Consider the following 14,371-nt stretch of genomic DNA (forward strand, 5'->3'; position numbering starts at 1 on the left):
GCAATCTTTATAAGTTATATACTCACTTATTGAGGTCGTTTAATTCATACGAATTCCTTCATTCTCTTAATTCATCTCAAGTTCACGATTAGGCTTGATTGTAATTTTTAAACTTCGCTCCTGAGCTGTACCTTGTGGCTGGATCTCCAAATAACCACCTATTCCATTATCGTTTTTCACAAACTTGTATGCATCTGACTTCGGCATAAGTTCTAAAGAGTTGAAAGAAACATTCTCAAAAACAGGAATAAAAATACGGGTTGGCGCTTTTATTTCGGCTTTCTCCATCCACTTACAAGAAAAAACACTCTTTTGTGGATCATAATCATATGATAATAGTTTACCGGCTATCTCAGATGGAAAAGGACGAATGACTCCATATTTAAAATATGAATACTTTTCTGTTCCTTCATGATAAGCCCAGTAAGTGTTATTAAACAAATACTTCTCAAAAAGTCGCAAATTGCGATGAGCCAGTTCAACTCGTCCTGGTGTTTCATGCCCAAGTGCTCCCCATTCTCCAATAAGAACAGGTACATTCATTCGTTTGCCACTCTCATTTATTCGTCCAAAAATTAATTCAAGTCTTTCGTCACTGGAATCTGATAAATTATCTGTATCCACTAACAAGTCATATCCATGTGCGGCATATACTACATTTTTATCAACTTCTCCGTTTGAAAGAGTGAATGGCTTAAGAGCTGTATAAACACCACTATTACAGAAATAACTATGGTTAAAGAACAGCATCTTGTCGGAAGTAACCTCACGAACAGCATTGGCTACTTTTTGATAAAAGCTTTGCAAAGCTCCTTTTTCAAATGAACTATTTAACTCATACACAGCGTCCATAACTTTCGCAAAACTTTCCTTATCATTTACAAGCTGAAGTGCTTCATACCTATTTCCAGTGTTTTCCCACATCTGAGCAACTTCCAATGCAGATACTTCTGTATTTGTTTTTTCGGATACAACCTGCGCGTATGCAGTAAATAAAACCGGCATAAACATTTTTGCATCCGATCCGGCAAAAGGTTCATTCATTATATCAAAACCTATCACAGTTGAGTTATCTGAATATCGTTTAGCCAGATGCTGCACCGCTTTAGCATAATGGTCCTGAACTCCCATTCCACCATCAACTTGCTTGTTTGCCCAAAAGTTATCCCACGATTTTTGTACTGCAGGGCTAATTAAATATGAATCACTCCACACTGCTCCTGTAATATGCTCTTCTCCTTCATCGAGAGTGGCCCATTCTGGAGCTCCATCGCTAAATTTCACACTGAATAAATCCTGGTGCATATCTAGAAAAACAAACAAGTTGTTATCCTTCGCCCATTGAATCTGTTCATCAATTTTTTGAAGGTAAGCTTCGTTAAAAACACCTGGTTGAGGTTCCAAACCATCCCATATAACACCTAAACGAATCACGTTAAATCCCCACTTTCTGAAGTTCTTGAATGCGTCCTCTTTCTCTGGACCAATATATCCCTCTTCTGGTTTTTTGTTAACAAGATTAACTCCATTCAAAAGAACTTGCCGTCCGTGTTGGTCAATAAATTCAGTCCCATTTATATGTAGGCTTGTTGCATTATTATCATTTACTTGTTGACAAGCCCCCAAAAACATTCCAATGAAAACAACCAAAACCACAAAATGTAATCGTTTCATAATTCTTATAGTTTAATTTTTAATTCGTGTAACAATTGAGGCAAACATATACTTAAAACTCTTATTATCCTTACTTTAGGTATATATACAACCATAGAGGTATAAACGTGTATAACATGGTATCAACTAAACAGATGGTTAATAGCTGGAATACATAGAATATTCAGTTAATTCACAATCTCACCATCTTCATCCCATAAATCTTTCCAGCTGTTGGCTCCCTCCCATAAAAACACTTGTCCCTTAACTAACCGAGAACCACATTCGCATTCATTAATTGAGTTATATTCCTCATTAGTAAGAGGGTGTTCAAACGATGCCTTGAGGTTACTAGTAATTTTATGCTTATGTACAGAAAACGGAATTGTAATATGTCCATTTTTCATTGCCCACTTAATACATATTACTGCCGGATGAACTCCATGTTTTTCTGCAATATCTTTTATTTGGGGCATTTCAATATCTATGGCATCTCCTTCAGCCTTATCACGCAAAGGGCGATTTGGTGAACCAATAGGCATATATCCAATGGGTAGTATTTGCCTATTTACACAATAGTCAAAAAGTTCCCGTTGCTGAAAACAAGGATGAATTTCCATTTCATTAACTGCCGGCAGAATATCCATAAGAGGAAGAACCTTCTCAAACTTTGGAATTGTCATATTTGAGGTTCCAATATTTCTTACTTTTCCGCTCTTAACAAGCTCCTCCATCTGCCTCCAGGTATTCATAAATTGCTCAACAGAAAATGGTTTCGAATTAGGATTTCTCGAATCACCATCACAGCCTGGAGCGTGATAATTGGGAAATGGCCAATGGACCAGATACATATCCAAGTAGTCAAGTTGAAGATTTTCCAAACTTTCCTGACAGGCTAGTGCCACCTCCGAATGTCGGTCATTCCACACTTTACTGGTAATAAACAACTCCTCTCGTTTACATAGGCCTGATTCAAACACTTCTTTTAATGCTCTACCAATCTCCTTTTCGTTGCCATAAACCTCAGCACAATCAATATGTCTGTACCCTAATCCAATGGCATCTTTTACCGCATTAGCAATTTGTTCACTTGTAAACCGGTCTGAACCAAATGTACCTAATCCAATAACAGGTATCTTATCGCCGGTGCGTAATATTTTAACCGGAACATCATTAGGATCTACCGGAATGCACTCATTATTAAAATCTAACATAATACATTAATTTAAGATCATTTTAAAATTCTATTCTAAGCCAATCTTCTTGTGGCAATTCCATAACGACACAATCATTTGCATACGTTCTCTCTGGAAGATTAATCAGAATGTTAGCTGGATTATCATTACTGGAAAAAGGAGCCCAATGCCAAACTCCAGGTTTAATTGTGATGACTGTACCTTTAGGCACATAAAAAACTCGGATTTTCTCTATAGGTATCGGAATTTGACTAACTGTTGCCAAACCAACCTGTAATAGTATATCATTGTCTAATGGGAGTACTGCTTCGCTGCATGAAGAATGGTACTCAAGGGTATCAATCACATAATCACGTTTTTCAACTCGACAACAAGAATAGCTTAAGGGTAGGTTTCCATTAACACTTAATTGTAGTTGATCTCTAAAAAACTCAACCGGGGGTGTACCCAGTCGTTCATCTACCGGATCAATTAAATTAGCATACGTCCCAAACGGTTTGTAGGCTTCCAGCGAAAGTGGTTCTATTTGAATTACTTTCATTATACATAAAATATTAGACTAAGAATATCATTTCAATTGCAAGTAAATAATAGACCTTCAACTATTTAATTTCCTCATCATACACAACGGCTACTTTCCCGCATCGGCCCTCATTCATTAGTGCGAATGCTTTATCAGCATCTTTTAATTCAAAACGGTGTTGCACTAAATCCTCTGGATGAAGATTCCAGCGTACCAGCAACTCAATTAATTCTTCCATTCTCCACGAATTTGTCACCCATGAACCATGAATAGAAATTTGATCGTGAATAATATCAGGTGATGGATTAAATTCAACAGTACCACCTTCACCTATCATCACATTTTTTCCCCATTTCCGGGTAGCACGAATGGCCAATTGACGACCATGAGTATTTCCAGAGCAATCAACTGTCTTCTCAAATCCTTCGCCCGTATGTGTTTCTGCCAAAACATTGTCTAAAGTGTCAACGCCTGCAACATAAACTGCATCGGCTAAGTCTAAGCCTTTTGCAATATCACAACGTTCTTGTACGGTATCAACTCCTACAACTTTGTTTGCACCTAAAGCTTTGGCTAACATTAAAGCGGCAAGACCAACAGGGCCAAGACCGACTACCAACACCGCATCCTTTCCTGAAATACCAATTTTCTCAAGCCCCTCATACACAGTACCAAATCCACATGCAACCTGGGCTCCATCAGTATATGTCAATTCTTCCGGTAAGTATATACAATCCTTCTCGTCAGCCAATATATATTCTGCCATTCCTCCATCTCGTTGCCAGCCATATGCCTGCCGAGCCTTACTTGTACAAGAGATCATATATCCACGACGGCAATCATTGCAAACGCCACAACCTGAAATATGATACAATACAACTCGATCTCCTTCTTTAAAACGCTTCATGTCCGATCCACATTGCACTATCTGTCCACAAGGTTCATGACCTGCAACAACATTCTGATACGCCTCGGGTCCTTTACCTAAGTGCTCACGATAAATAGCCCGTATGTCGCTTCCACAAATAGTAGATGATTTGGCTTTCACCAATACCTGGCCGGGACCAGGAGAAGGAATTGGCACATTCTTTAGTTCAACACTGCTATTACCTGGCAGGTATGCTGCTAACATAGTTTTCATATTCGATTCTTTTATAAGTGAGTATCTTAATTTTATAAGTGCTCATCATAAATATTATATATTGAAACACTTAATTAGATGATATTTTATCTGCTTAATAAGGCGTAACGCCCTTCTTTAAAATTATATTACCATACTTTGCGACCTCGCCAGTCATTACAACAGCAAAAGCACTTTTAGCTCTCTCATAAAATTCAAACCGACCTATCCGTTCTATAGGAGCAACATTGGGATTCGTCTGATGAATGGCCGAAAGGTAGCTTCGCTCTACTGATGGATCTAGCTCATCTCCATCTACTGCTGCCATCATGATTAATGGAGATGAAGCGTAAGAATCTAGTTCAAAGAGGGGTAAAATTGCCTCCAAAAGATCATTAATATTAAGGCCGTCTGCCCTGATAACTCTATCATTAAAGCTCTCCCCCGGAAAGTGAGCATCTGCAAGAATTATTTCGTCTCCGTGACCCATCCGGGCTAATAGCTCTAAAAGCTGAGGACTGATAAGTGGTGAGATTCCTTTTAACATAGCTGTATTTTACTTTTTAATGTTAAGAAACTATCTTTTTCTGAACTTATTATTCTCTCAAGTTCAAAACTTCATTTAAAATTAAAGAAACAGCGCCAATGGCAGCTGCTTCATTCCCAAGTTTACTCTGAATTAAATCGATACTTCTAGCTGGTTGCTGAATAACCTCACGCTGAAATACAGTACGAATTCGTTCTGTAAAAAAGGAACCGGCATTAGCTACTTTACCTCCTAAAACAATTACGGCTGGGTTTAATAAATTGGCAATAAAAGCAATCGATACCCCCAAATAATCCGCTGCCTGATTGAATAAGAAAAGTGCCAATTCGTCACCTGCTTTCGCTTTTTCAGCGATGATTTGGGTTGTCAGCTCATCCAATTTATTAAGACTTGAGTTAGGGTAGTACTTTAGCTTTTCAGAGGCTAATTTTGAAATACCTCTACCTGATGCATAACACTCAAGACAATCGATCTTACCACAGGCGCAAACTATTCCTGCAGGCGCATTAGAATGAATTTTATTATGACCTATTTCACCAGCAATTCCTTCAAAACCAAAGAAAGGTTCTCCATTCAGAATAATACCGGAACCAATTCCATAACCAATATTGATAAAAACAAAATCTTTATAGGTTTCGCCTACCCCATACATTAACTCTCCTTGTGCCATTACTCTTGAAACATTATCTACAAACACTGGCACATCAAATAACTCGGTTAGAGGTTTTCTAATATCCACATTCTCCCAATTAAAATTAGGTGAATATTCAATAACATCGGTCGTCTTATTATGAAACCCTGCTGCAGCAACACCTATACCTCGAAGCTTTTTCTTATTTACTCCTGACTTAAAAATTAGTTTCTCAATTATTTTTGAAACCAATCTCAGATCAGCCTCAAAACCATCTGTTGGATTTGTCTTTATATCATGAGCCAAAAGAGTATTCCCGTCTAAATCGGATAAAATAGCGTAAATATGCGTACGTCCCCAATCTATCCCAATAACATAACTATCGTCACCTCTGAACTTAACGATTACGGGTGGTCTTCCGCCTTTCGACTCACCTATCCCTACTTGCTCAGCCAATTGCTCTATATTGATCAAACTATCGACAATTCGTGTGATAGTTGGTGCACTAAGGCCTGTCCTTTTTACTATTTCTGCACGAGAAATCTCACGGCTTTCACGAATAAGATTAAGTACCTTAATTTTATTCAGGCGATTAATATACTCAGCGCTTCCTTTGGGATGATTAGAGCTCATAAACTTTCTTTAGCTACGAAAATAACCAGTACTAAGATAATGTCCAAATTGAATTACATTCTTTCTTGAATATTTTCTAATTTGATAACTGAACGCTAGAATCTAACTTTGATCTAATTCAATCCAGCCACCTTACCATCTAACTCCCACTCATCTTTTATTGGTACTCCCAGGTGATGCAAAGCTGTCACGGCAACGTCTACAACATCAACTTTATCTTTAATAAGACCTTGTTCAACATCCTTTCCGTTTAAGATATAAAAAATAGTTGTATGCTCATCAATGTTTTTCCCATGTTCATAACCACTTCCTCCATGATCGGTCGTGAGAATAACTAACCAATTTTCACCATCGTATTCCTTTCGTTGCTTAAGCGATTTAATTAGTGTACCCACTCGTTTATCTGCTTTTTCAATACTTTTTAAATATTTTACTGAATCAGGTGAAAACCCGTTGACATGTCCTGAGTGATCAACTTCATCAAGCTGAATAAAAATAGCATCAACATCCTCTCGTTTGATTACTTGTCTAGCAGTTTTTGTAACAGTTCTATCAAATAATCGAGATTTCTCAAAGTTGGCATCACCTTCCTGAAGAATATTGTGTATGGGTTTCCAATTCACAATTGAGTAGGTTTTAGCCATAGGATTATACTCCTTCAGTCGCTTAAAGAAGTGAGGATATTTTTCAATATTGGGATTTTTATACTCATTAGTTACTACATTATGTTTTTGGTGCCAAACTCCTGTTAACATTCCGGTCCAGCAAATCCCACTGCTACTTATAGGATCTGTTTGTGCCGAAAAAGAATACGCACCTTCGCGCCATAGTCTATCAATATTGGGAGTATTGGCTCTCTTTAACGCGTCAGGCCTACAGCCATCGATCCCAATAATTAGTACTTTGTTATTTCCTGCATTAGAGTGATAACAACCCAATATAACAAACAGCATTAATACAAATAAATTTTTCATCTTCCTCTACTTATAAATTACGCGTGTATACGGTATTTAATTTCAATTAATATCAACGTTTAATCATACATAATCCAGCTCAAAATATCGTTGCCCGCTTTAAAAAAAGGGGCAACGAAACTCTTATTGACAATAGCTTACCCTTTTGCTTTTTTCATAGTAATGGGAATATCTCCTTCTGGGGTAACAGCATTACCTGCTAATTGACCATTTTTCAGCTCTAATTGCACCTCAACTTCTTCATATTGCACCTCAACTTTAAAGCTTACTTTATTGCCTTCAATTTTTAATGCAAAACCATTCACATCTTCATACTCAAATACCAGCTTAACCTTTATTTCATTGCTGTCATTGAAAAAAACTGCTTTTCCAACCTGATACTCATAGGGGGCATGCTCAACATCAAACTCCCAACTACCAATAACTTCCTTTTCTATTCCTTCCGCTTTTAAGTTCATTGTACTTACTAAAACCAATGAAACAAAAATTAACATCGCTCTTTTCATTCTAACTTACTTTTTAAATTTATAAAACTATTATTTCAGATGGCCTATTACAATTAAGTTTCTATGCCTCCTAATCTGTTAGAAACAAATTTATAAACGTAATTGCAATGTAAAAAACTAAAGGGATAAACGGAACATATCAGGGATGAATGGTTCTACATATCCAGAATATCGATAAACTGTGGGGTGTAGCTTCTAGATACGGGAAGTAGAGTATCCACTTCCTTAACTTTAATTTTATAACCACGTCCTACTTTTCTAATCCAGTCAATATTTTCTACATTGATAGCGAATGAACGATGGCAGCGTAGCAATCCCTGAGACTGAAACTCTGACTGTACAATCTTCAAGGAGCTTCGTACCATTTCAGATTTAACGTTCCCCTTCTCAAGGTAAAAAATGGTAATATAATTGTCTGTTGATTCCAGATAAAGCACGTTATCTCGCCGAATACTAATTTTAATTTGCCCTCTCTCGTCCTTAAAATTAAACATTTCAATTTTGTTTATGTCTTCCCTAGTATCTGATTTATTAGCAGTGAAAACATAAAGAATTAGCAGTGAAAACAAATAGGGAAATATAACTATCAACAAAACATACTTAAAACTATTAATCCACTCGGTGACATAAGAATACCCTTCCTCACCATAAATAAATGATAATGCAAATGTCAGAATAATAATCTCTGAGAAAAGCCACAACGTTAAATTTCCAAGTTTGAAAGAATGCGATTTTGCAAAGAAATACATTCCTCCTTGAGATATACTCATTACAATAGCACCAATCAGAATAAACCCATTAATACCTAATGAAGAAATCCAATATGGTGAAGCAATCCATTCGGACATATTAAATGCCTTGAGGCCTATTAGTAAAAATGTGCAAAGGCTCAATGTGACCAATAAATGTATTAACCGATATCGTAACTCATTAAAAAATGACAGCTCTATGTTTATCAAGGCACCTTTCTTCATTTAACCATTTTTATTCTTGCAAAAATATTTAAGGTCTTTGAAAACAACGTGTCAATCTATAAATTTATTTAAAAAAAAGAATCAATCAGCACAAAACCTATATCAATTCACTAAATGAAAACTACTTCGTACTCCTTCAGGCTATAAACACCTCCTTACATCAAACAATATTGACTATCATTAAAAACAAAAAAGTCCACAGAATGATTCTGCAGACTTCTTTGTCAAAAAATCATTTATAATTATTGTATTCTGATATAGCCTTCATCAGGTAGTTCAAAAGCGACAACCTCACCATTTAACATGTACTTTCCTACTTGCCCAGGCTGCCCACTAATCATTGCGATAACAACTTGACCATTTTGCCACTTAATATCAACCACATAATTGCCCCTTGCTTTGAGTCCCTTGATAGATCCATTGCGCCAATTTTGTGGTAAAGCTGGCAATAACTCAATGACACCTGTATGCGACTGCAGTAACATTTCAGCAATACCTGCACATCCCCCCATATTACCATCTAATTGAAAGGGTGGATGAGCACATAACAGATTTGGATAACTGCCACCACCAGATAGCATATCGTACCCTTCATCTTGAGTAGGCTTTAATAAACGACGAAATAAGAGATAGGCACGTTCTCCATCTTTCAAACGAGCCCAAAAGTTAACTTTCCAGGCCAGCGACCAGCCTGTTCCATTATCTCCCCTTGCATTTAAACTAACCTTAGCAGCTTCAGCTAATCTTGGTGTATCTTCAACCGTAATCTGTTTGCCCGGGTGAAGAGCATATAAATGAGAAACATGCCGATGTTTACTATTGGGGTCATCCACATCTTCCTTCCATTCCTGAAGCTGATTCCATTTACCTATTTGCGGAGGGCAAATACGATCTCGAATACCAATGGCTTCTTTCATGAAATTTGCGTCCACATTAAGCTGTTCACATGCCAGAACACAATTGTTTAATAAGTCCCATGCAATCTGATGATCCATTGATGCTCCGGTAGATATTCCGCCATGCTCAGGTGAATAGGATGGCATTGAAACTAAGTTACCATCATTATCCTCAACCAGATAATCCATCCAAAACAAAGCAGCTTCCTTCATAATTGGATATCCTACTTCCTTTAAGAATACCTTATCCTGAGTAAATTCAAAATGCTCCCATATATGCTGACATAACCAAGCCGCTCCGGCAGGAAAAAAGCCCCATGGAAGTCCCCAACCTTGTGCAGTGTAGCCAAATTGATTATTCATGGTATTAACAACCCATCCTCTGGCATTGAAATAATTCTGTGCTGTTACCTTACCTGGTTCAACAAGACTTTCCATATAGGTAAAAAGAGGCAAATGACACTCGCTAAGATTCGTAACCTCAGCTGGCCAATACAACATTTGCTGGTTAATATTCATGTGATAATCACAAGCCCATGGAGGGTTTGTACTATTATTCCACTTTCCCTGCAGATTTAAAGGCATAGTACCCGGACGAGAGGCATTGATCATTAAATAGCGACTATATTGAAAGTAAAGGGATTCCAATCCTGGATCATTCACGCCCTGATTGTATTCAATTAACCTTTTGTCTGTAGGCACACTGTTTCGTTCTCTTTCTCCTCCTAATTCAATTTCTACACGATTAAATAGGCTCTGATAATCCTTTAAATATGCATCGAAGATACTATTATAAGATTTACTAATAATAGACTTGACAACAGCTGTATTTTGACTAACAAAATCATTTCCTTTATAATGAGGATATTCCATTATATAGTCTGTTGCTGCCGTATGATAAATTATTAATTCACGAGCATTTTTTACGGATATTACTCCTTCATCATACGCCGCTTCGCCGTCAGTATCGATAACCATGCATGTTTCAAAACTCATATTATTATCTGTAACAACACCTTGGTATCTGAAGATATTACCAGCAAATTCTTCTTTATACTTTTTATGTGGATTTACATATTCAATTGCATAATCAGTTTTTGAATCACATTTAAAACGATATACCAATACCTTATCCTGATAAGATCCAAAAAAGGTTCTTTCATGCTTTACACCACCAGCCAGGTAATTAACATGTGCCAATCCTGTTGACAGGTCCAGCGTGCGAGAATAATCCCTAACCCTATCACTTTGTTTGACTTTCACAAACACGTCCCCCATGGTTTGTTGAGCCCCATAATCACCGAAATCACATCCCTCTTTTTCATGAATAACTCCAGTTAAATGTTTTGAAGCCAAACGATGGGCATCCCTGTTTTGACCTTGCCTGAGAAGATTACGTATTTCTGGCAAATACTCAGATGCTCCTTTTTGATTACCATAATTATATTTGGGATGAGAACCTGGTCCACCCGACCATAACGATTCCTCAGTAAATTGAATCTGCTCTGTATCAAACCCACCAAAAAACATGGCTCCCATATACCCATTACCAAATGGTAAGGCCTCTGTCATCCAGTTCTGAGCTGGTTCAGTATACCAAAGCTCTAGATTATCACCTTCTTTCTCTGTGCCTTTCATCTGAATTATTGTGAAAAGCATAAAGAGGCAAGTAAATAGCACTTGTTTCATAAACACTTATTTTAATAAATTCTGTTTATTCGGAAATAATAATCATCCACCCTTTTTTGGCCTCTATTGTAATAGTATCATCGACTCTAAAAGCCTGCGCTTTCTGAAAATCCTTTACTTCAGGTGCCATTAAGCTTACTTTTCCTTTAGCCAAATCCAAGCTATTCCAATCAATGTTTAATTGGCACTTTTGTGTTTTATCAGAAAAATTGCCCAAAGCCACTAAAATTTTACCATTCTTTTTATAAACTGTTGCTTTCACATTCGAATTGTTGGTTGTGACAAATGGCTTCTTTTCCCAAAATCCAATCATTTCAGAAGTATGAATGCCAAAATCATCCCAAACTTTCCAGATAGGTCGAGGATCGCATAAGACTCCATCTGTCACCCAGGGATGTCGCACTGTCATGCCATAAAGCATGCCCAACCAACGGTTTCCTCCTCGGTGTAACATATCACCCATTAATCCAAAAGGAATACCTGAAACTTCCACAAGCCAGTTCTCAGGAGGCATCTGATCATAATGAAAACTCTCACCGAACCATAATTTATCCAGATAGGGGAAATACTCTGTATACTGTGTTGCAGGTCCCTTTGAAAAACCAGTATTTGAATGCAAATCAAGAATACACCCGGGTTTTTCTCTATCAAGTACTTTTCTCATGCGTTTTACAATACGTCTGTCATAAGAAACATCATCCAAATATAATCCGTCAATATCTACGTTACGCACCAGCCAGGCTAATCCTTCAATATAATAATTGTACCAACGAGAGTCTGATGGCGTATTAACAATAGAAGCATCTGCACTTTTTTCAGGGAAATACTGATACCATTGAGGATGATAACCATCAATCAAGTGTTCACGCAACCAAGGGTAGCCACCTCCCTTACCATCACCCAGAATCTCATGTCCCAAACTACGTAAAGCCCATATTTCTGTGGTATAATTTGTTAACTCCCTTACTGTATTATAGATCTTAACTTTCTGACCTTTTTCATGCATATCATTTATAAAGCCTTTCATCTCATCAACAGCTATAAATGGATAGTTGATATGAGGATTATACTCATTGGCATGATGAACATTGATAATTTTAACACCTGCATCAAAGTCTTCTTGAGTAGGCATTGGAGCACCACCATTGTGATAATAACGGTCAACAAACTGGCTTTCATAGTTAATTTTCTTGACAGGAGTCATTAGGAAAGCCCATTCAAAATCTATAGATTCACCTTTTTTAATAGTCCTTTTACCACTGTAGCAAATTGCTTTCACCTGTGATGTTTGTGTTTCTATTTTAAAACCACCTTTACCATCATTATCCCAACTCAAGGGGTATTCAGGCTGATAAAGATTTAACAATGGTCCGTTGTATTCACTACCGCGTAATTCACACCACATACCACCTTTAGCATCTCCAATCCAAAAACTATCATGTGGACCTTTCCACTTTGCCTGATGATTTTGTGGTACTTTACTTCCTGGTAATCCCATACCCATCATATAGCGAGCAATTGACTTTTTCAAGGGAATCTCCAATCGAACGTCGTCCAACTTTACGTCTTCAGTTGCAGTTAAGTTTATTTTGTAATGCATATATCCATCAGACTCCAGGGTACCTTCTGCTAGTACTTCAATACCAGCTACATTATCTTCCCATCTGCCCTTCATTACACCTGCACTATTCTTAAGTACTTCTATATCATTCATTCCACTCAAACCGGCTTCTTGCTTTTGGGTTTTGAGTTTAAAAGCAATCGGCCCAGCTAATATCTCCGTTCCATACACCTGCATACTTTCTGGCATCCCATTCATATTCAGGCGAACGACTTTACCTGAACAATCGTACATGTAATCATTAATGGCTTTAATTGGCTCGTAACCACCAGTTGCTTCATCATCAATACCTAAAGTCGAGTTGAGCCACCTTAACCTAGAATGTCTCCATGGTTCACTATCACCGCGATCGGCCAGCACCTCATCTTCAACTTTTATTTTAACTTTTGCTACCTGAGGTTTACAATTATCAGAAGTAACTATTACTTCTCCAATATAAACACCTGCTTTTGCTGTTTCTGGTATGTCAACGCCAATCCATAAAGCCTGTACCTTACCAGTTTCAACATCCACTGTTTTTGTAAACGTTTTTCCAAACGGATCAACACCACCAGTATTAAAACATGTCAGTTGATTACTACTAATTGAATGATTACCATTTTTTAAATCCGAGAACTGCACCTGTATGTTTTTAACATCTTTAGCTGAGGCATAAACACCTAATTGAAAAGCATAATATTCATTTTGCATTGCCTTTCCTTCAAAGTCAAGTCCTTTATCTTCGATAATCCACTTCACAGGTATTTCATCCAGCATTCTAATCGGATCTTTTCTATCTTCTGAAAAGATTATATAATCGTCATTCTTATCAGCTAAAAATTTCGATTTTTCTGCTTTTGTAGGAATAAGTTCCATTGGATAGAAACTATCAAATTGGGTGCGGGACTGGATGGCTTCCACATTAGCATTTGGAAGTTGCTGAAGCACACTACTATCAGAAAGCTTATTATCCTTCACCCAAGCTACTGATGCACTCTCTGGCCTTAAGTAACCCTTATTATAGAATCCATACTCCTCTTGTATTTTAAAAGGCGCATAATAGAAATAATAGGTTCCTTTTTTTTGAACAGGACCAAAAGCAATCTTACAGCGCTCATTATCCACTGCTATTCTATGAATATTTTTAATTGTGTCACCTGTTTCAGCATTTACAATAACAAACTTTTTCTTTTCTGGATTGGCATCATGACGACGCCAAAGCAGATCAAGTTTAACAACATCTGCAGGCGCATCAACCTGTATTACTGCGCGGTGATGACCATAATAATCAGCCCAAGGTGTTTTTGGTACTGAATATGGTATCTGCTCCACCTGACTTGTAACTGTGCATTGTGTCAGTGCAATCAATGAAATCAATAAAATTAACTGTCTCATTTTGTCTACTTTTTATATTTAAATCCTAATTAAA

Annotated in this window: 11 protein-coding genes; all 11 read right to left on the reverse strand. The window is 37.3% G+C overall.

Features of this window, described 5'->3' with window-relative positions; translation table 11 throughout:
- Positions 1-66: 66 nt before the first annotated feature.
- On the reverse strand, positions 67-1,674 hold the full coding sequence (locus tag KDU71_RS09930; protein ID WP_212190321.1) for a cellulase family glycosylhydrolase: 1,608 nt from the start codon (positions 1,672-1,674) through the stop codon (positions 67-69).
- A 167-nt stretch (positions 1,675-1,841) separates the two neighbouring features.
- Positions 1,842-2,867 (reverse strand): aldo/keto reductase, encoded by a 1,026-nt coding sequence (locus KDU71_RS09935; protein ID WP_212190322.1) that lies wholly within the window; start codon positions 2,865-2,867, stop codon positions 1,842-1,844.
- A gap of 22 nt (positions 2,868-2,889) precedes the next feature.
- Entirely contained in the window at positions 2,890-3,390 is a 501-nt protein-coding gene (locus KDU71_RS09940) for a DUF4867 family protein (RefSeq protein WP_212190323.1), read from the reverse strand.
- A 61-nt stretch (positions 3,391-3,451) separates the two neighbouring features.
- The gene (locus tag KDU71_RS09945; RefSeq protein ID WP_212190324.1) at positions 3,452-4,513 is read right to left on the reverse strand and encodes a zinc-dependent alcohol dehydrogenase family protein; all 1,062 of its coding nucleotides are present in this window, start codon (positions 4,511-4,513) and stop codon (positions 3,452-3,454) included.
- 94 nt (positions 4,514-4,607) lie between these two features.
- Complete coding sequence (gene fucU / locus KDU71_RS09950; protein ID WP_212190325.1) at positions 4,608-5,039, reverse strand: L-fucose mutarotase; 432 nt, start codon at positions 5,037-5,039, stop codon at positions 4,608-4,610.
- A gap of 49 nt (positions 5,040-5,088) precedes the next feature.
- Entirely contained in the window at positions 5,089-6,303 is a 1,215-nt protein-coding gene (locus KDU71_RS09955) for an ROK family transcriptional regulator (RefSeq protein WP_212190326.1), read from the reverse strand.
- A 113-nt stretch (positions 6,304-6,416) separates the two neighbouring features.
- Complete coding sequence (locus tag KDU71_RS09960; protein ID WP_212190332.1) at positions 6,417-7,277, reverse strand: alkaline phosphatase family protein; 861 nt, start codon at positions 7,275-7,277, stop codon at positions 6,417-6,419.
- A gap of 137 nt (positions 7,278-7,414) precedes the next feature.
- Positions 7,415-7,783 (reverse strand): hypothetical protein, encoded by a 369-nt coding sequence (locus KDU71_RS09965; protein WP_212190333.1) that lies wholly within the window; start codon positions 7,781-7,783, stop codon positions 7,415-7,417.
- Positions 7,784-7,938: 155 nt separating this feature from the next.
- Positions 7,939-8,757 carry a LytR/AlgR family response regulator transcription factor gene (locus KDU71_RS09970; RefSeq protein WP_212190335.1) on the reverse strand — a complete coding sequence of 273 codons (819 nt, stop codon included), beginning with the start codon at positions 8,755-8,757 and terminating at the stop codon, positions 7,939-7,941.
- Between the two features lie 242 nt (positions 8,758-8,999).
- Complete coding sequence (locus KDU71_RS09975) at positions 9,000-11,342, reverse strand: glycoside hydrolase family 95 protein (RefSeq protein WP_212190337.1); 2,343 nt, start codon at positions 11,340-11,342, stop codon at positions 9,000-9,002.
- A gap of 25 nt (positions 11,343-11,367) precedes the next feature.
- Entirely contained in the window at positions 11,368-14,337 is a 2,970-nt protein-coding gene (locus KDU71_RS09980) for a glycoside hydrolase domain-containing protein (RefSeq protein ID WP_212190339.1), read from the reverse strand.
- Positions 14,338-14,371 lie beyond the last annotated feature (34 nt).

The organism is Carboxylicivirga sediminis (assembly GCF_018156225.1).
GTDB classification, from domain to species: Bacteria; Bacteroidota; Bacteroidia; order Bacteroidales; family Marinilabiliaceae; genus Carboxylicivirga; species Carboxylicivirga sediminis.

Excerpts from the sequence above, each read along its gene's own strand:
- fucU (WP_212190325.1), bottom strand. The coding sequence starts at position 5,039 with ATGTTAAAAGGAATCTCACCACTTATCAGTCCTCAGCTTTTAGAGCTA.
- KDU71_RS09955 (WP_212190326.1), bottom strand. The coding sequence starts at position 6,303 with ATGAGCTCTAATCATCCCAAAGGAAGCGCTGAGTATATTAATCGCCTG.
- KDU71_RS09980 (WP_212190339.1), bottom strand. The coding sequence starts at position 14,337 with ATGAGACAGTTAATTTTATTGATTTCATTGATTGCACTGACACAATGC.
- KDU71_RS09965 (WP_212190333.1), bottom strand. The coding sequence starts at position 7,783 with ATGAAAAGAGCGATGTTAATTTTTGTTTCATTGGTTTTAGTAAGTACA.
- KDU71_RS09960 (WP_212190332.1), bottom strand. The coding sequence starts at position 7,277 with ATGAAAAATTTATTTGTATTAATGCTGTTTGTTATATTGGGTTGTTAT.
- KDU71_RS09970 (WP_212190335.1), bottom strand. The coding sequence starts at position 8,757 with ATGAAGAAAGGTGCCTTGATAAACATAGAGCTGTCATTTTTTAATGAG.
- KDU71_RS09975 (WP_212190337.1), bottom strand. The coding sequence starts at position 11,342 with ATGAAACAAGTGCTATTTACTTGCCTCTTTATGCTTTTCACAATAATT.
- KDU71_RS09935 (WP_212190322.1), bottom strand. The coding sequence starts at position 2,867 with ATGTTAGATTTTAATAATGAGTGCATTCCGGTAGATCCTAATGATGTT.
- KDU71_RS09945 (WP_212190324.1), bottom strand. The coding sequence starts at position 4,513 with ATGAAAACTATGTTAGCAGCATACCTGCCAGGTAATAGCAGTGTTGAA.
- KDU71_RS09930 (WP_212190321.1), bottom strand. The coding sequence starts at position 1,674 with ATGAAACGATTACATTTTGTGGTTTTGGTTGTTTTCATTGGAATGTTT.
- KDU71_RS09940 (WP_212190323.1), bottom strand. The coding sequence starts at position 3,390 with ATGAAAGTAATTCAAATAGAACCACTTTCGCTGGAAGCCTACAAACCG.